Raw genomic sequence first — 18631 nt, 5'->3', positions numbered from 1 at the left:
TATTAGCTGGTTTAGTTTAATAAGACCTATTTGCTTTTATGTTGTTTTTCCTTTATGGTTTTCCAAAACCATTTCAGCACTAAGACTCAATATTCCTAAGTCAGATGAATTTGTAATATGTTCTAATATTTTCTCTGCCTCTTTAAATTTATAATCAATATCAAATGCTACACTACAAGCCCAAATTTTCACATTAGGTTCGTTACTTTCAATTAATATATCAAGCATATTTTCAGCCAAATAAATATCCTGTTTCATATTATGAATTATTTTATATAGCTTATCAGCTGCCTTATTACCTCTTTTGTTATCCAAAAAAGTTTTAAATTGCTTTACAGTATTTTCAACTTTACTATGAGTGGCTTTAGCAAAATAACTGAGGAACTATTTTTGAAGCTTACTCTTGTTTTTCAATATTCCGCAATCTGGCGCTTTTCTTTAATAAGAAGGCGCTTTGTATGGAGCAACACATTTAAGTGATTGGAGTTTATTAATGTGTAAAAAATGATTGTGAAGGATTCTACTGAAACTCCCTCAGTTTAATACGATTTTGCCATGCTAAAATTAATGAAGGCATCAAATGAGGGGATTTTGATTTCTGCGTGGGAAAAGGAACTGGAGGAATTGCGTAGTTCTGCTGAAGAACAAGGTAAAAAAGGAATTCAGTTGTATTCACTGCTTTTTACAAATCAAGAGACTGTTTCTTTCGGAGAAACCTTTTATCATCGTCGAGATACAGCTTCCATTGAAAAACACAGAATGGACCAAAGATTAACGATTGTTTTTCAGGATAATCAAGAGGTACTGATTGCGGGCTTTATTGAGGGGCAAATCCCACAAGCTATTCAAACTACTGAACCCATGTTAGTTCTCCTGGCTAAAGAATATATCCGGCACGATATGTTGATGAAAGTTGTGAGCGACAAAGTAGGAAATGACATGTATAATTCATTATGGCAAAGTGATGACCTATTGACTTATATTGTTCGAAATGTGAAGAAATAAGGAGTTGTTTTTTGTGTATATGGAAGTTTTTTTAGTTGGTGTTCTAGCTGCTTTATCACCTGACCTGATTTTGTAGTAGTCATGAAAAATAGTTTAGGGATAGGCAGAAAACAAAATGACTAGTTCTTTAGAGAGGATACGTATTTAATTCAAAAACCTATCGTTTCCATTCTTCGTGAAACGCCGGATCATTATTTCAATCAAAAGCAGTTTGCTGACTTCTTATCGGAAAATGGCTTGAATTTATGATAAGCGGAAATTAAACGTGTATTATAGTCGAGGTAAATTGCCGAAAGCGGATGTTGAACTTGCAGGTACCCCCTATTGGAGTAAATCAACAGTTGAGGAATTTTGTGAACAGGAGAAGGAACGATTGAAAATGAATTAACATAGGAGTTGTTAATGGCAATGTAGCTTGGAAGGTTGATCCAAGCTATTTGTAGTAATTATTCCAAAAGGAGATACAGAATGGATATTTATCATGCAGTGACAAGTGATGTTAAAGATATTTATGATTTAATCCAAATATATGCTGAAAAAGGAATCGTATTGCCTCGTACATATTTATCACTCTATCAACATTTACAATGTTTGTATGTTATGAAACAGGATAATAATATACTAGGGGTTGCAGGATTACATGTTTTAGGAAAGGACCTGGCAGAGATACGTTCTTTGGTTGTTTCTCCCGATTATGCCGGAAAAGGTATTGGTCGCAGTTTAGTTAATCGTGTTATAAGTGATGCACCGAAACTTGGAATTAGCCGTGTAATGTCTTTCACATATGAAACAGAGTTTTTCAAAAAATGTGGTTTTAAGATCGTAGAAAAGGAGACTTTGCCTGAAAAAGTGTGGGTGGATTGTATGAATTGTCCTAAGTTTAATTGCTGTGATGAAGTCGCAATGATTAAGTATGTTGGGTAAGGTGTCAGATAGGTTGCTTTCAAGAGAAATAGGAATGGCGCCATTATGTGGTGCCATTTTCTTCGTTGTTTAGGAAATAAGCTAAAGTAGGAGACGAAATTCCACACATTTTCTACAAATATTTCGCAATTCAAAATAAAACCTACAATCTATCTATCTCTATATCCATAAATTTGGTAAAATGCTTATATAAAAATTTATCAAAATGGGTTCTTCGTGTCATTATCCGTAAAAGGGAATTAATACATGTGGATTTGGATTATGGTTTTTGTTATTTATCATCCTATTGATCGTGCTTGAGGAGGCGGGCCATTATATTTGGAATCAATATTTATACGGTCGTAACGATGGAAAGCAACTAAAATGGAAGAAAAGAGTGATAACCCTTTTAACTTTAATTAAGAAAAAACTTTAAACAGATAGAAATGATATGAAGAAAGAAAAGAGTTCATAAACTAATCTAGAAAGTTTAGGTAAGGGCCTATATTTAAAGTCCTTCAATTTTGAGGGACATAAAAAATAACAAAACAGTAAATGTAAGAATGAAAAAGCTAATAGTCGATATGTACTTTTCTGTGGAGGGGAAAATGATATTCAAGACAAAAGAAATAGCAGAAATGGGAGATCATATTCTTTTTAAGAAAGCAATCAAAGGGATTGTTGAGAAGGTAAATGAAAATTCAGTCATTGTGAATATAACCGAAAATAAGACGGAATTGAAATTTGAAGGAAATAGAACCGTTGTTGCACATAAAAATTACAAGATTTTGATTGTGCATGATGTGAAAGCAAACGTCATTTATACTAGTTTTAAATGAATGGATCTTTTGTGGTGAAAAAGTGTTTGACCTGGGAGGATAGAGGTTAGACGTTGCCCACTTATTCATAAAGTAACAGCAAATATATAACTATCAGAAAATTTTTCTGAAAATTCAATTAAAATTTGAAAATGTAAGCGTTTTCTATTATAATAAATAGTGGGTTGGATGGCATGCGTGGCCGTCAGCGTATCTGGCGTAGGTGGGGCCGATACTAGGGACAGATGTAGCTTGTCCTTATAAAAAAATACTTAAATGTAAGTTAAGTATGTGGAAAATGGGTGAAGGAGTATGATAAGAAAAAATTCATATCAATAATACGTACTGGAAAGATTAAATCGCTATCCAGTTTTTTTTATGTGAATAGGTTCTTTACTTCGATATTTAGAAACGACTTTACGACACCGATCCTTCCCTAAAATTTTACGATAGGAAATGGGAAACGCTTGAATTGATTACCCTCTTATTGTGGATCATCATTGTTATGTTTGCACTCATCCATATAACAGCCCTTCTCAGCTTAACGGTATGTACTCTACATTTTACTGGAAGGGCTAAATATTTCAACTAGCGCTAACACTGAAAACTGTTCACCGTTACATTCGTTGTATTTCATTCATTTTTTCGTTTTGTTCCATTTGAATGAATTCACTCCTTGTGTATCTATTGGAGAAAAATAACACTAGGATGAAAAAAATCAAGCAACCACCCATTACCAACAAGAAATATTGCAACCCTAAAACGAGAACTGAAAACTCCATTCAAATCCTCCTCGTATAATGACTTGTCTTCTATGTATTTCTATGAATGTAAAAAAAATCCTTCCGTTAAAGCACAATAATGTAAAGGTTTGCCCCTTTTATGGTAAGTATTTATTTGACTATTACATTGGTTAAGGAAAAGAAATCAAGCTTGATGGTGGATCTCAGTTCATCCTGAATTTGAATTCTTTTCTTTAGAGGATCAATTTTGGTTACAAAGCCAACGCGTGAAGTAAAAAATCCGTTTGTCCATGTGGTAATTTCTAATAGCATTTTGGTTTCCATGCTTTCCAATAATAGCCGTTCGATCTCTTCTATTTTCGTTTCATCAAGATGTGGTCTCGGACTTTTATGATCATCCTCCCAAAGATTCTTCAACATTTTTATAGTTTCGGGCATGAAAAAGCCTTGCCATTTCTTCATTCCACGATCTTTAAAATCTTTATTCATAAAAAATTCCCGCTCTTCCATCTATAATTAGAACACTTGTTCCTATTATTCAAGGGGTATATTACATAATTTTTTTGATATTCCTCCATCTCCCTACATCTTTTTCCAGTCATGTGGCCTTAAGGCTGCGGCTTTTCTTCAGAAATAAGGACTTTTTCCTTAAAGTTAAAAACAAACAGAACGACTTTGGGCGGCGGCACTACGGACTGATCAGAAAGGGAAAAGCACCCTTTCTGTCATTCTGTACGTGTCGCTTCGGCATTAAATGAACCGATAACCACGGTCTGTACGGCTCATGCCTACACTCCGTAGGTTCCTGTTCCCTTTACGGCATACGCCGCCATACCGAACGAGCCGAAAACCGGAGGATCAAAAAATGGAAAGATCAAAAGAACAAAAGAATAAAAGACATAAGGAGAGCAGCCGAAACGGCTGCTTTTGTTGTTGGTTTTTCTCTTTTGCCTTCCGAATCGTAAAACAGCGCAAGCCTTCTAACCTTCCAGCCGGTAGGATACCCGAACCTTTCCGGCTAGAAGCTAAGAAGGCTAGTCAATCGGTCAAGAGTAACTTATTCAAAACTAAGTCAGTAATTTTAGCAATGATTTTATCGTTGGTCACTTAGGAAGATTTTTCGTTTTCAAAAGCCAAACCGAAATTTAACACCGTCCGTTTAGGTCTTGTTTAATTACTGTTTTAGCGTATTTTTCTGAGTTTTGAGGGCAAAAATCTCTAGTAAAAAACAGAAGTGCAAAAGGAGGAATGCTTATGGTAGAGAGAGAAAAAGTGCTCCAAATTTATCGGGATGTGTTAGATGGAAAAAGAGGTAAATTTCCTGATCACTTCTTTGTAGGAGAGCAGGGAAAAAAATACTTAGCCTTCCTAACAAGGTATCTAATTGAAGATTACCTAGGAATTTCCGTAAAGGAAATTCCTCGAAAAGTGAAAGCGGCAACACTTTGGAATCACCGGTTACGACCTGCGGCTTATGTTCAAGGATGGAAGGATTTTATGTGGATAATTGAAAATGCTTATCCTGGAAAGTTTAGACCTTGGGAATTCAATCAAGTTTCCAACAATTATTGGCAAGGAGAAAACGAAAGAAAAAGGGCGATTGAAGCCGTGCGATATGGATCTAAGAAAAATGTAAGATGACCCATCATGAAATCCCTTTGCGAATCAACTATCATTTTTTTAAAGACTATAGACTTCTTGGCATTTTTAAATCTTTTGGTAATTCGCCTTATCAAGTTATTTATGCTGTATATCCCGGTCATTTTCAACCTTAGGAATTTACTAACGTTCAGATCAATTATTGGAAGAATCCTGAGAACGTTAAACAGACATTAGATTGGTTACTTTTTCAAAAGCTTGGCTTTTTTTCATATGACGAAGCTCTTATTAAGCTTAAGAAAAATGACTTCTTCCAATATCGACTGACAGGATTATTTCAAATGGCTTTTGACCTTCGATTGTTTAAGGTACAACAATGGATAAGTGAACAAAACATTTATGAGCAAAAATCAATAAATAACTGAATAATTAATACGGAAACTAGGGTATATAGTGAACACATTTTACATTATTTATTATTACACTAAATGTATCAAAAATTGGGAAATAAATAACCTATATATTAGGAACATAGGACCATTCCTTTGGTGACACTATAAACTTTGGAGTGTTATAACAAAATGAACAGTGCATGGAGCCGACTGATAAAAAGGAAAAAAAGAGAGCAAAAACTGTATTATGAAGAAACTGAATTGGCATTAAACAACCAAATAATCAGTCAAGATTTAGACGATAACCTCAAAAATATTAAGAAAGTTTTGGGTAACAGCAGTGACTTAATTATTCGTGAATTTAATATGGGAAAACTTTCTATGAATAAAGTTGCCTTACTTTATATAAATGGCTTAACAGATAAGGAGATACTAGGAAATTTTATTATAGAAAGACTGATGGGTGACGGAAACCATATGGAAAGCGGAGATTCTCAGCAACCAGGTCAATTATTTACCTATATTAAGGAAAATATATTGACAATTGCTGGAGTTGAGGACGTTACGGATTGGAACAAGATATTGAGTTCCCTTTTATCCGGGAGAACCATTCTTCTGATTGATGGTTGGGATAGATCCATTGCCTGTAGTGCACAAGGCGGGGAGTTAAGGGCCATTTCAGAACCTACGACAGAACCGGCTGTCCGAGGACCTAAAGAGAGCTTTGTTGAGTCGCTAGTTACCAATACAGCAATGGTTCGCCACCGGATAAAAAGCCCTAATCTATGGGTTGAAACCATAAAACTAGGGAAAGTTGCACAAACGGATGTTTCTATTATGTTCTTAAAGGGGATTGTCAATGAAAAACTTCTTACTGAGGTAAAAGAACGATTAGGTAAAATAGAAGTAGATGAAATTGCTGGTTCCAATACTATTGAAGAATGGATTAACGATAACATTTGGACACCTTGGCCGACCATATTTACAACAGAGCGCCCGGATGTAGTGGTCGGAAATTTACTAGAAGGACGTGTCGCTATTTTTGTTGATGGGTCACCATTTCCTTTAATTTTACCAGCGACTTGGATTCAATTTTTTCAAACGGCTGAAGATTATTATATGAATTGGTATATTGCCAGTTTTTTGAGACTTCTAAGATTAAGTGCATTTTTAACCACTCTTTTGGGACCGTCCTTATTTATTGCGTTTATTTCGTTTCATCCGGAATTGATTCCAACTCCCTTATTAGTTAGTCTGTCAGCACAGCGACATGGAATTCCTTTTCCGGTATTCATAGAGGCTTTGTTAATGGAATTTACATTTGAAGTGTTGCGGGAAGCAGGGGTTAGGATGCCTCGTCCTATTGGACAGGCTGTTTCAATCGTTGGTGCACTTGTATTGGGACAAGCAGCTGTTGCAGCAGGAATTGTTTCAAGTGCAATGGTAATTGTCGTGGCAGGGACAGCAATCGCCAGTTTTACGATGCCTCATGCTTCGATGACGGATGCAACACGTTTACTCCGATTTATCATAATGTTATTGGCAGCTTCTTTTGGGTTATACGGGATTGGACTCGGAGTCATTGTTTTAGTCGCACACACTTGCAGCGTTCGCTCTTTTGGTATTCCGTATTTAACTCCTTATGCACCACTCATACTCGCTGATTGGAAAGATACCATCATTCGTTTCCCGAGCCAGTTTAGGTCAAACCGTCCTCGATTGTTGAACCAAACGAATATAAAGCGAACAGGTGCTACTAAGGATCTGGGCCCGTCACCGAGAGAAGGACAAATAAAGGATCACGAGTCGAAGAGGAATTCTAATGAGACATAAATTATTCATCACTCTCTTTATGATAATATCTGCCGTATTACTATCAGGATGTTGGGATCGTGAAGAATTACAAGATCTTGATATAGTAAGCGCTATTGGCATTGATAAAGGTGGCAATAATTCGGAAAACAGATATCTCGTTACAGTACAAGTTGTTAATGAAGGACAAATAGCTAGTGCGGGAACACAAGGAGGGAAATCAATAGTGGCGCCTGTTACGACTTATTCGGCTAAAGGCAGCACCGTTGCAGAGGCACTCCGAAAAATTAATCCAATGTCACCCAATGAGCTTTTTTTTCCTCATGTCCAACTAATGTTGATTGGGGAGGAGCTCGCTCGGAAAAAGGGGATTCAAGATTTGTTTGATTTGATTGAACGAGATTCCCAATTTCGTACACTGTTTCCTATTCTAGTCGTCAGAAACAATACAGCAAAGACTCTTCTCCAAATCACCACACCTTTAGAGGACGTTCCTTCTGCAAAAATTGTTGGTGGGTTGGAATCCACCACAAAAATCTGGGGAGAGTATTCAAGTACCCGTGCTGACCAAGTTATTCAACAATTAGGGGGAGGAGAAGGGGCAAATTTAACGGGGGTTCAGATTATCGGAGACCCGAAAAAAGGGAACAAGTTCACAAATATTCAACAAATATCTCCAAATACAGCGATCGAAATCAAAGGACTTGCTATTTTTAAAAAAGGGAAACTCATTAAATGGTTGGATGAAGATACAGCCCGTGGTTCAATATGGATTAATAATGAGTTAAAAAAAACCGTTGTAGACCTTAATTGTGGGGAGATAAAAAAGGGGATTGCGGTGGACGTTATGCGCGCCAAAACAAAAATTAAAGTGGAAATAAAAAACAAAAAACCCGTTATTCAGATTACCGTCCGATCAGAAGGCCACATCTCAGAGGTCCATTGTCCCATTGATCTCAGTAAACATACAACTATTGAAAAACTTGAAAACCAGATGGAGAACGAAATAAAAGCAGAAGTGATAAAGGCTGTAAAAGAGGCGAAAAAACAAAAAACCGATATATTTCGTTTTGGTGAAAATATTAACCGTGAAAATTCAAAATTGTGGAAGAAGATTAAGAACAGATGGAATGATGAAATCTTTCCCGAGACAGAAATCAAGGTAAAGGTACACTCGTTTATTCGACGGTCTGGATTGAGGACAAAATCATATATAAAATAAATGAAAAGTCGAGCATAACAAGTAACGAAGGAAGGTCTTCTAAAACAATGGAGAAAGCCAAAGTTAGTGTCGTCCAACTATTTGCCATGATGTTCTTGTTTGAACTTGGAAGCGCGCTTGTAGTAAGCCTAGGCAGTAGTGCGGGAAAAGATGCCTGGCTTGCTATTCTGTTAGGGCTATTCGGGGGAATTGTTTTATTTTTCATGTACTACTTTTTATTTCGTCTATATCCCAACCTGCCGTTAACCGGATATGCCCGGAAAATATTTGGCAAGTACATTGGGTGGATCATCGGCTTAGTATACACGGTTTACTTTTTGTATGCTGCTTCCCGGAATTTACGGGACTTCAGTGATTTGTTACTTACCTCAACTATGCCAGCGACACCGTTATTGGCGATCAATATCTTGATGGTTCTTGCCATTTGTTATGTACTTTATCTAGGGATTGAAGTAGTAGGAAGAACATCAGAAGTATTAATTGTCATTCTGATCCTTTTGGGCCTCATAGGCAACCTGTTAGTATATGTTTCAGGAAATGTCGAATTTAATAATTTGGAGCCGTTCCTAGAAAATGGATGGAATCCAATCATTACAACAGCATTTCCGTTGATTACCTATTTCCCTTTTGCTGAAATACTTGTCTTTACTATGATTCTTCCTTATTTAAATCGACCTGAATTAGCAAAAAAAACTTGGCTTTCTGCCTTAATTTCAAGTGGTCTCATATTAAGTTATACAGCTGCTTTAAATGTTGCTGTTCTTGGTGCTGATGAAGTGGGAAGATCGACTTTCCCTTTGCTATCAACCATCGGAAAAGTTAATCTTATGGAGTTTTTACAACGGCTTGATGCTATTGTTGTTTTTACCTTTCTAATTACGATGTTTTTTAAAATCGCCATCTTTTTTTATGCCGCGGTAATCGGAATGGTTGATTTGTTCAAGTTAAAAAATCATCAACAAATTATTTTCCCAGCTGGGATTATAATCACATTTTTATCAATGATGATTGCCTCCAATTTTGCTGAACATATTGAGGAAGGTCAAACGATTACTTCATATTATATTCACATTCCTTTGCATATCATCATTCCGTTATGCATGATGGTTGTTGCTATGATACGTAATCGTTTCATAAAAAAAGCTAACTAGGTACCATTTTGTTTATTCTTTTTTATGATAATCATGATTTGCTGACCAATTGTAATTAATAAAAGAAATGCAATCATTACATATTCTCCAGTTTCTATTACCCAAAATGAGTTAAGTATATGCAATAATGCGTGAGAAAGCTTAAAGCCTAAGAGAATATCCATTAATATACTTAAAGAAATGGCTAATAAAAGAATAAATACAAATACTCCTAATACTTTCATGGTTTTTCTCCCTTTAATGTCATGGTTTACTTGCTGAAATACATTTCAAGACTTAATTATTTGAAATCATTGAAAATGATTACAGGAATAGTATTTAAATTTTAAAACCCCTGAAATATAATAAAGTTTCAAAAACTAAAGAAACAATTTAAAGGAACTAGAGAAATAGGATAAGGTTATAAAGGTACATAGAAGGGACTGGAGCTCAACTTGGAAGAAAGAAAAAAGCAATTTGATGTTTTGGATTTACTAGTGAAAGTAGGAACGGGTTGTGTATTGAGTGATCACTCCTCAGGAAGTATAAATTAGGGTAAAACCTAAAAATTATTATGTGTAGAAGAAAAAATAATATGTTGATTGTAATGAGTGACCTTTTTCCAAATATGTTATATTCTCATTGCGTATAGTTCGAATGAATTTGCTCTTGATATTAGTACGTAACGGTTGAGCCAAGATTTTATATATGCTCTTATGGAGTATATATAGGTTAGCCAAAGATTGTATACAGATCATCTAATAATGGTTTGTGTATGGTCGGAGGGAAGATTCTATATGGTAGAGAAAGGTTTTATTGTAGTCGTACCACTAGAAGGTATTATTACTATAAGGTCCCAATTTATCATATGGGTCGAGCGAAGATCGTGCCGAGTGCCGCAGAATTAGATGAGTACATGACTCAATGAAGTTAACGTTCATATATGGCCGAGAGGTTATATATGGGTGTACAGGTATTTTGTACGGTCGAACGAACCATTATCATGGGTGGTAAACTGTTTATTTATAGTCGAAAGATCATAAATAGGTAATCAGCTATTCATGATAGTGCAAGGTAGATCGTTACGTGCTCGTACTATTCAAATGCATCTAAACCATGAAGTCACCCCAGGGTGACTTGTATTATGTTACATAATACATTTTTGTTACATTGAAATACGTAAAAAGTATGGATTCTGAATAAAGTTTGATAATTTGTAATAAAGTCTATAAAAAAGATTGATTAAAATCTATTAAGCGAAGCAGGTTAAAAAAGGAAATTCCTTATTCGTTAAAAATAGGAAATATCTAAAGTGGGTGAGATAACTAGGAAAAAAATTAATTTCTTATTGGACAACAAAACGGAAAAATATATAACCAACATAGGATACTTAGATTTTTATCCGAGTTCTTTTTGGTTATTTGTAGGCATAAATAAAAATGAATATTTGTAAAAGTAACGGACCAATATTTAGATGTACACTATATTAAAAGAAGAGTTTTCAATTTCGTATAAATCAAAAAAAGAAAATAAAATCACTTATAAACATTAAAAAAACTAAAATACAAAAAGCTTTTTTCTCTTCTATATTAAATTAACATTTATTATTTTTCCACCTTTATTTATTTTCAAACATGCGACACATTAACCATTGAAAAACACTTACATTTTCTGATAATAGTAAAATTGGTAGTAGCGTGATTATTAAGCCTATTAAAATAAATGGTAAAATAGTATAGTTAAAAGTGCTTTTTACGAATGTTATATTGAGCAACTCCTTTTAATAAGTAAATGTTGTTCTAATAACTAAAACTAAGAATGAAATTAATCCCATATTTTCTATTTTTTTCATTTTTTACATCCTCTCTTTTTTCCTTGAATTGAATATATAACTTTATGAATCTTCAGTGAATATTTTCGTCAGAATATCTGACAAGGTTTTTCATTTAATAGTTTTGGAGCTTGTTACCACTCGAAATTATTTAAAAACAGAAACGAATAAAGATGATGTATGGAGATGTGAATTTGTTGGAAGCTTATAGTAACACAAAAAATCAGGGTATTCGGAATTTTTCGTGAAATTCAGAGACAATATCCCAGCATTCGGAAATTCTTAAATTGATGTTGATTTGAACACAAAAAGAGCAAGCCTTTAAAGGTTTGCTCTATGCTCGATGCTTGAATTTAACTTAGCATATAATATACATTATACAAGTTGATTTTTCATCATCATATCCTTATAATGTGAATCTTTAAAAATATGAAAAATGAGAAATCGGAAGCGAAAAGTGAAAAATCTATTATTTTTATTAATTTCCCCCTTACTAAAAGTTGAGGGGCTTTTTTATTAAGTTCAAAAGGTATTCGGAAGATTACGTCAATGTTCAGAGAGTGTTATAAGGATGAGAACATATTTTGGGCGGCAGCACTACGGACTGATCAGAAAGGAAAAGCACCCTTTCTGTCATTCCGTACGTGTCGCTTCGGCATTAAATGGACCGATACCCACGGACTGTACGGCCTACGCCTACATTCCGTAGGTTCCTGTTCCATTTACGGCTAACGCCGCCATACCGAACGAGCCGAAAACCGGAAAATCAAAAGATTGAAAGACTAAAAGAATAAAAGACAAAGGGAGAGCAGCCGAAACGGCTGCTTTTATTGTTGATTTTTCCCTTTTGCCTTCCGAATCGTAAAACAACGCAAGCTTTCTAACCTTCCAGCCGGTAGGACACCCGAACCTTTCCGACTAGAAGCTAAGAAAGTTAGTCAATCGGTCAAGGGGCAAAAAAGTTTTTTACTTAATGACGCTTTCGCAACAGCAAAAAACTTTTTGTGCGAAAATCGCCCTTGACCCATTGCCTATGCGTGTTTTTCGTTCTACTTGCAAAAGGGGAAAAATCATCCCCTTTTGGGGAATGGATTCGCTTCGGAATCCAAAAAGAAAAAATGGAAAAGAAAAAACAAATAATGAAAGGGAGTTTTGAAAAATGGAATTAATGTCAATCTTTGAAGTCGTTAGAATCAAACAAGAAATTAAGGAATCCGCTGAGCCGTTTGCACAGTATGCTGTTCGTTCACCAGAAGATGCCCAAAAATTAGCCGCCTCTTACATTGCGGATGAAGACCGGGAAGTGCTTCTTGTGATGATGCTCAATACGAAAAATCAGGTAGTTGGGTTACATAGAGCTCATGTAGGAAGTTTGAACGCGAGTATTGTTCATCCAAGGGAGGTGATGAAATGCGCTATTATTAATAATGCGGCCTCCATTATTGTCAGCCATCAGCATCCTAGTGGAGACCCTACACCGAGCCGGGAGGATATCGACATTACCAAGCGACTCGCAGAGGCAGGGAGAATTTTAGGTATTGAAGTCCTTGACCATGTGATTGTCACCCATACCGGAAAGCATGTCAGCCTTAAGGAGAAAGGCTATCTATAATAATAGCAATATAGCAAAGGGGGAGATTTCCCCCTTTGCTTGAAGGGAGAAGGTTATTATGATGATTATCCTATCTGATTTTTATAAAGTGGAAGCAAAAGCAATTGAAAATACCGGTCTTAAAGATGAAATCGAATACCATTTAATGGAATATGGTTGTAAGCCTAAAAAAATCTATATCCAGCTATTTATTGAGGTTATGAACGATAAATATAAACCGACAAAACATACGATGATTTTATCCGTATAAAACTGAAACCGAAAAACATCTGCAGGACCTACGCCGATGTTGATTCACGAATGGAAAAAAAACATCCGTTTTTTCTTGATTAAATAACACAGGCATCGAGCCTGCTTGACGGTTGCTTGGGCAACCTTTTGATAGATGATTCGGGGAAGAAAGGTAACCAATTTGCAGGGCAAATGGTCTTTTGAATTAATTAAGTATATAAGAAAGGTCTGAAGAAGAACCAACTTGAAGTAATCTAAATAAAAAATCACTTTTTAGTAAAGATGCTTGTTTTTTGTAGATTAGTATTTAACGTGCCTACACCAATAAGGTTTAACACAGATATAGATTCTTTTTAGTTAATCTTCTTTGAATTGTTCTGCAACAGGAAGTGTTCATTGAGGAAGAGTCTGTGCTTGATAGGTAATAACTCCATCATTTATCTCAATAACTATTTCGCCAATATCCTCACTATTATTTAAAACAGGAGTTGCTATAATAGCACTCCTGTTTTTTTATTAGTAGTTTCAAATTTACACGAATTATAATTGAGTTCTTTTACCATTTGTATTTTGGTTTTAATTTGTAAATAAATGGATGTTGTGTCGGGGGGGGGGTGAACGTTGAACCTGAAATAAAAATCAATATCTATTTAAAGGATGATAAAAGGGGTATGGAAATGTCTAAAAAAAATTAAGATTGGCAGTGCGACAATTAGTATTATGTGGAATTACTTTGCTATCCGTTTAAACAATTATCTTAAATAGTAAATGGCCCCTTTTACGGGGCCAAAACTTGACATAAAGGCTGGGGCATGCAAAGACGACTTAATCTGTTTATATAATATTTATGATATACTTGAATTAAGCAATTAAAAAGAGAAACCTTGTATATTTACTTATTAGGATAATTAAAACCTAACCACAGTAAGATTTGCATTTTGGGTGAATTTACCCACAATAAAATTATATAAAAAAGTATCCTTCTTCTTTAACAAGACTATATCTAAAGCTTTAGAAACATCTAAAACCCCATTACTATATTCGTAAGTGTCACCTCTCCTTTTTGCAGATATTTTAAGAATAGCTGAAATTTGTATATTAGTAAGAGTTGGGTCTGCACTTAGTAAAACAGCAGCTGCACCGGCAACAAGAGGAGAAGCCATTGAGGTGCCTTGACCATAAGCGTATTTATTATTAATAAAAGTGCTAATTATTTTTTCTCCCGGTGCCATTATATCTAACTCGTTCCCGACGTTAGAAAAACGAGATCTTTGTAAATTTTTATCAACAGACCCGACCGCAAAGACAGTAGGAAACTTAGCTGGATAAAGTATGTTAGACTGATATGAAAATCCGTTATTACCAACTGGTGCCACTATAAACATCCCTGCAAGATAAGCCTTTTCCAAGACATTCTTCAAGTCCTTAGAATAAATAGGGGCTCCGACACTCATATTTAATATATCTATTTCATTATCAATTGCCCATTGTACTCCTGCAATAATATTAGATATTTTCCCTTTTTCATTGTAGTCTAAAGCTTTTATAGCAAATAATTGAACATTTGGAGCAATTCCAATAGTACCGATACCATTATCCAATGATCCAACAATTCCTGCTACATGAGTTCCATGTCCGCTATAATCCATATAATTATTAGATTTATCTATCAGTGATATACCGCCCTTAATATTTAAATCTTTATGATTGTAGTCTACCCCCGTATCTAAAATTCCAACTTTGATCCCTGATCCCCCGTATTTTTTCCTAATAAAGGAACTTTTAACTAATGGAATTCCCGAAGGATATATTTGACTAGTTAAATCCAATATCATTTTATTGTTATTAATGTTTTGTACTAAAAAAAAGGGACTGTTCTTGTAATTTTCACGTTTTTGAGTTTCAAAATTATTAATAAAGCCTAAGGTTGAAATAATAATTAAGGAACATAAAGTAATTAATAGAAATTTAGTATTTATTTTCAAAATATCTCCTTCAACATGATAAATAATTACATTTATTATATAAAAAAATCTTTAAAAATTTAATAGAATAATAAAACATTTTCCATATTTTAAAAAAAACACTATACAATTTCCAATTAATAATATATATTTTACTAGAAATAAATAGAAAAAGGGACTAAGGAACTATGAAGAAAATTGTGTTTACTTTTCTTTCTACATTTTTAGCTGTGAGTTCATTATTGTTTATGAATGTTAGGGCTGAAGAAAGTGGTGAATCTACCCAAAATCCTGAAGTAACGTCTACTGTTCAAACAACGGAAGATGCAACTGCTACCGATGGGACAACTTTGTACACTGATAAGGAAACTATTGAGGAAGTAAACGATAAGCTTGCAGAGACGGAAACATATGAAGTTGCAGATGGAATTGATGTAAATAAAGATGAAGATGGTGTAACTGTAGGGGTAACAAGAACAGGAGATTTACAAATACATATTACAGATCCTGAAACATTGCAAGAAATTGATGCACAACAAAATAGTGAGTCACAGGAACCAATTCTTACAGAGGAAGGAACTTCTGATCCTGTTGCTTCAGAACCAGAAGAAGGAACTCTTCTTGAGTATAGTCTAGTTATTCCTGAAGAACAGATTGATGCATTTATTGGTGCAGAGGAAGATATCAATACTACTGCTTCAGAAACATCAACTAGTACAGAAACTTCAACAATGGAAGCCCAATGGGGATCAGGGTTATATCTAAAGAAAAAGACTAGTTATTACGATACTGGCGATACGATTCGTGTGAGTAGTTACCAAGGACCAGCGGAAGCAAAAATGGCTGTCAGTGACTCTGTTGCGTATACTTTTTCAGGGACTGCCGGAATGGATGTAAAAACTATTGCATATGAATTAGGTTTTCAGTATCAAAAAACAAAAACTGTAAGTGATGAATATGCAGTTACAGTTCCTAAAGGAAAAACGTACCGTATATATGCTAAAGAATATAACAAAATCTATAATTATGAAGTTTGGAATGATCCTTTTATTGGTGGAGATTACAAAGAATCTAATGGTAAAGCAAAGAGACCAATGGGAATTGCATTTAGTAAGAGATCTATATAAGTCTATTAAAAAGATAAGAAAGAAAATTTTTATTTACCACAGTCCTAGATACTGTGGTTTTTTTTCTAAATGAAGGATTAAGTTTTAACCTAAAGTTAAGTTTTCTTAGATGCTGGAAGTAGGTTTTTTGTAATCCATGAGTAAATACAAAAAAATTCACAATACAATTGATATTCATTCGGTACCTTGCTTAGTGAAGGTGTAGAAACACTCGTTTATAATATTAAACGAGAGGTCAAATTTGCTTGATGCATTTATTTGAACTAAAGCGAAGATCCCGCAGCCTGAACAGAGGCATGAATTATACGAGTTGATTGAATGGACAAAAGATACAGAGAAACGTTTTAGCCGTCTGGGGAAAGACGTAGAGGTGAAGAGCACGCACTTTTCGGAAGGAAGCACGACAAGAATCCATCCAAGAGTTCTGTAACTATCGAGAATATTGAACTTCATAAAATAAAACCAAACCGAAATCTTGATAATATACAAAGAAAATATATGAAATTATCAAAAAAAGAACTTGTACAACGCCTGATCCTTGCGGAACAATACGTTGCAGATAATAATTCAAAGTGGGTGGCGAATCATTTTGAATGTGTTTAAATAGATATATATTCTAGATCACTCTTATTCAACAAACGGGCCATTTAATGGAGTAAGGCTCTCAAACAAAACTGGATATTTATGTTAGAATTGAGGTGAGGTTGTGAAGAAATGTACTGAAACTAAAGGGAGTTTAGATGAACAAGAAATACGACTTAATATTTACTGTATTTAACAAAAGTGTATTTAAGAAAACGAAAAACACCGACCTGCTATAGTCGGTGTTTTGTTTATAGCGTCAAGGGGAATCGAACCCCCTAACCTCATCGCTGCCTGCAATGTGCTCTCCCGCTTTTGGGGGAGTTTCACTGCCCTGAACCATCTGCAAGGGTTTCAACGTCCTTTACGGATGGTTCTTTTTTCAGTAAGAAAGTAAAGTAAGGCTAAAAGCGGCATAACAACTCCAATTAGAGATGTGAAACTCCAGCCGCCATGAGCATAAGACCAACCACCCAAAGAAGAGCCAATTGCTCCGCCAATAAAGAATATAGACATGAAAAGTCCGTTCAGTCGTCCTCTTGCTTCACTCCCCAATGAATAAATCGCTCGCTGTCCAAGCACAAGATTTCCCGATACGGCCGCATCCAGCATAATAGCAGTAAGAATGAGCAATGTGAGAGCCGTTGCTGAATTACCTTGAAAAAGAAATGCCAGCAAAAAAGACAAGGAAGCAATAATCATTGCGAGTCCGGTCAAAAATTCGGTCCAGCCTTTATCCGCCAGTCTTCCAGCTATCGGCGCTGCTATCGCGCCTCCCACACCTGCCAATGCAAACAATGCGATGCCTTGCTGGGACATTCCGAAATCATCCACCAATCGCAAAGGAACCACAGTCCAAAACAGGCTAAAGGCGCCAAATAAACAAGCTTGATAAATGCCGCGGCGGCGCAATATAGGCGTTTGTTTTAAGAGGGTGCCTAAAGAGACAATTAATTTACCGTAGTTTAGCGTAGGTGAAGGTCTACGCTCAGGGAGAATACGTGACAACAGAACCGTCAATAGAGCGATAACAATCGCCGATAAAGCAAATACTGTTTGCCATCCCCAAATGCTGGTTATAAAGCTTGCCACCGGCCTGGCAAACATAATTCCGAGTAAGAGTCCACTCATCACGTTTCCGACCACGCGGCCGCGCTGCTCTTCAGACGCTAAATGGGCGGCATAGGGAACCAGTATTTGGGCTACCACAGATCCCAGTCCAATAAACAGGGACGCAGTCAGGAAAAATAGCGCATTGGAGGCGAATGTTGCCGCAAGCAATGCACATACCACAACAATTAGTGATACTGCCACGAGGCGCCGATTTTCAATAATGTCACTAAGCGGTACGATAAACAGCAGCCCTGCAACATAACCGATTTGTGTTAAGGTGACAATTAATCCTGCTGCTGCGGAAGAAAGACCCGTAGAGACACTGATAGGTCCTACCAGGGTTTGCGCATAATAAAGATTGGCGACAATAAGACCACATGCGGACGCTAACAGAAACATAATCCAGCTTGAAATGCGTTTACCCTCGATAACTTGATTCGTTTGCATTGTAATCCTCCCAATTTTCATTAATTGTGTGTGCGGCAGTGCTAACAATATTCAGTACTGCCATGACAAATTAAATAATGTACGTATAGTTTAGTAATTG

General features: G+C 35.6%; 19 protein-coding genes. 13 read left to right on the top strand and 6 right to left on the bottom strand.

Annotated elements, in window-relative coordinates; all coding sequences use genetic code 11:
* Positions 1-36: 36 nt before the first annotated feature.
* Complete coding sequence (locus tag COD92_RS25750; protein ID WP_141561143.1) at positions 37-240, bottom strand: hypothetical protein; 204 nt, start codon at positions 238-240, stop codon at positions 37-39.
* Between the two features lie 351 nt (positions 241-591).
* Here COD92_RS25750 and COD92_RS25745 point away from each other — a divergent pair, with 351 nt between their 5' ends.
* The 4 genes from COD92_RS25745 to COD92_RS25735 all read left to right on the top strand — a co-directional run bounded on the left by COD92_RS25745 (position 592) and on the right by COD92_RS25735 (position 2747).
* Positions 592-1005 (top strand): phospholipase D-like domain-containing protein, encoded by a 414-nt coding sequence (locus tag COD92_RS25745; protein WP_098532330.1) that lies wholly within the window; start codon positions 592-594, stop codon positions 1003-1005.
* 265 nt (positions 1006-1270) lie between these two features.
* A complete protein-coding gene (locus tag COD92_RS33040; protein ID WP_255286789.1) occupies positions 1271-1393 on the top strand; it encodes a hypothetical protein in 123 nt (40 codons plus the stop codon).
* Between the two features lie 80 nt (positions 1394-1473).
* A complete protein-coding gene (locus COD92_RS25740; protein WP_098532329.1) occupies positions 1474-1929 on the top strand; it encodes an N-acetyltransferase in 456 nt (151 codons plus the stop codon).
* A 587-nt stretch (positions 1930-2516) separates the two neighbouring features.
* Entirely contained in the window at positions 2517-2747 is a 231-nt protein-coding gene (locus COD92_RS25735; protein ID WP_098532328.1) for a DUF2187 family protein, read from the top strand.
* Positions 2748-3619: 872 nt separating this feature from the next.
* Here the strand turns inward: COD92_RS25735 and COD92_RS25730 are convergent.
* On the bottom strand, positions 3620-3958 hold the full coding sequence (locus COD92_RS25730) for a YolD-like family protein (RefSeq protein ID WP_176541390.1): 339 nt from the start codon (positions 3956-3958) through the stop codon (positions 3620-3622).
* A gap of 376 nt (positions 3959-4334) precedes the next feature.
* Here COD92_RS25730 and COD92_RS32540 point away from each other — a divergent pair, with 376 nt between their 5' ends.
* The 6 genes from COD92_RS32540 to COD92_RS25705 all read left to right on the top strand — a co-directional run bounded on the left by COD92_RS32540 (position 4335) and on the right by COD92_RS25705 (position 9645).
* A complete protein-coding gene (locus tag COD92_RS32540) occupies positions 4335-4580 on the top strand; it encodes a hypothetical protein (RefSeq protein WP_098532326.1) in 246 nt (81 codons plus the stop codon).
* 143 nt (positions 4581-4723) lie between these two features.
* Positions 4724-5110, top strand: coding sequence for a DUF4046 domain-containing protein (locus COD92_RS33035; RefSeq protein WP_255286788.1), 387 nt, complete (start codon positions 4724-4726; stop codon positions 5108-5110).
* On the top strand, positions 5107-5244 hold the full coding sequence (locus tag COD92_RS33660; protein ID WP_480253500.1) for a DUF4046 domain-containing protein: 138 nt from the start codon (positions 5107-5109) through the stop codon (positions 5242-5244). The genes COD92_RS33035 and COD92_RS33660 overlap by 4 nt, the downstream gene beginning before the upstream one ends.
* A gap of 405 nt (positions 5245-5649) precedes the next feature.
* Positions 5650-7293 carry a spore germination protein gene (locus COD92_RS25715; RefSeq protein WP_098532325.1) on the top strand — a complete coding sequence of 548 codons (1644 nt, stop codon included), beginning with the start codon at positions 5650-5652 and terminating at the stop codon, positions 7291-7293.
* Positions 7283-8494 carry a Ger(x)C family spore germination protein gene (locus COD92_RS25710; RefSeq protein WP_098532324.1) on the top strand — a complete coding sequence of 404 codons (1212 nt, stop codon included), beginning with the start codon at positions 7283-7285 and terminating at the stop codon, positions 8492-8494. The genes COD92_RS25715 and COD92_RS25710 overlap by 11 nt, the downstream gene beginning before the upstream one ends.
* A 47-nt stretch (positions 8495-8541) precedes the next feature.
* Positions 8542-9645 (top strand): GerAB/ArcD/ProY family transporter, encoded by a 1104-nt coding sequence (locus COD92_RS25705; protein WP_098532323.1) that lies wholly within the window; start codon positions 8542-8544, stop codon positions 9643-9645.
* On the opposite strand, the gene COD92_RS25700 is transcribed toward COD92_RS25705, so the two are convergent.
* Both COD92_RS25700 and COD92_RS32295 read right to left on the bottom strand, forming a co-directional pair.
* On the bottom strand, positions 9642-9869 hold the full coding sequence (locus tag COD92_RS25700; RefSeq protein WP_098532322.1) for a YczF family membrane protein: 228 nt from the start codon (positions 9867-9869) through the stop codon (positions 9642-9644). The genes COD92_RS25705 and COD92_RS25700 overlap by 4 nt on opposite strands.
* 2282 nt (positions 9870-12151) lie before the next feature.
* Entirely contained in the window at positions 12152-12325 is a 174-nt protein-coding gene (locus COD92_RS32295; RefSeq protein ID WP_176541389.1) for a hypothetical protein, read from the bottom strand.
* A 289-nt stretch (positions 12326-12614) separates the two neighbouring features.
* On the opposite strand from COD92_RS32295, the gene COD92_RS25690 reads away from it, so the two are divergent.
* Positions 12615-13067 carry a JAB domain-containing protein gene (locus COD92_RS25690; RefSeq protein WP_098532320.1) on the top strand — a complete coding sequence of 151 codons (453 nt, stop codon included), beginning with the start codon at positions 12615-12617 and terminating at the stop codon, positions 13065-13067.
* Positions 13068-13125: 58 nt separating this feature from the next.
* The gene (locus COD92_RS25685; protein WP_098532319.1) at positions 13126-13317 is read left to right on the top strand and encodes a hypothetical protein; all 192 of its coding nucleotides are present in this window, start codon (positions 13126-13128) and stop codon (positions 13315-13317) included.
* An 889-nt stretch (positions 13318-14206) separates the two neighbouring features.
* On the opposite strand, the gene COD92_RS25680 is transcribed toward COD92_RS25685, so the two are convergent.
* Positions 14207-15283 (bottom strand): S8 family peptidase, encoded by a 1077-nt coding sequence (locus tag COD92_RS25680; RefSeq protein WP_098532318.1) that lies wholly within the window; start codon positions 15281-15283, stop codon positions 14207-14209.
* 227 nt (positions 15284-15510) lie between these two features.
* Between COD92_RS25680 and COD92_RS25675 the strand changes: the two genes are divergently transcribed.
* Positions 15511-16389, top strand: a complete 879-nt coding sequence (locus COD92_RS25675) for a hypothetical protein (RefSeq protein WP_176541185.1) — start codon at positions 15511-15513, stop codon at positions 16387-16389.
* A 936-nt stretch (positions 16390-17325) separates the two neighbouring features.
* On the opposite strand, the gene COD92_RS25670 is transcribed toward COD92_RS25675, so the two are convergent.
* The gene (locus tag COD92_RS25670; RefSeq protein ID WP_098530122.1) at positions 17326-18531 is read right to left on the bottom strand and encodes an MFS transporter; all 1206 of its coding nucleotides are present in this window, start codon (positions 18529-18531) and stop codon (positions 17326-17328) included.
* Between the last annotated feature and the right edge of the window lie 100 nt (positions 18532-18631).

Source organism: Bacillus sp. AFS037270 (assembly GCF_002585305.1).
This window is presented reverse-complemented; position numbering and strand designations above follow the sequence as displayed.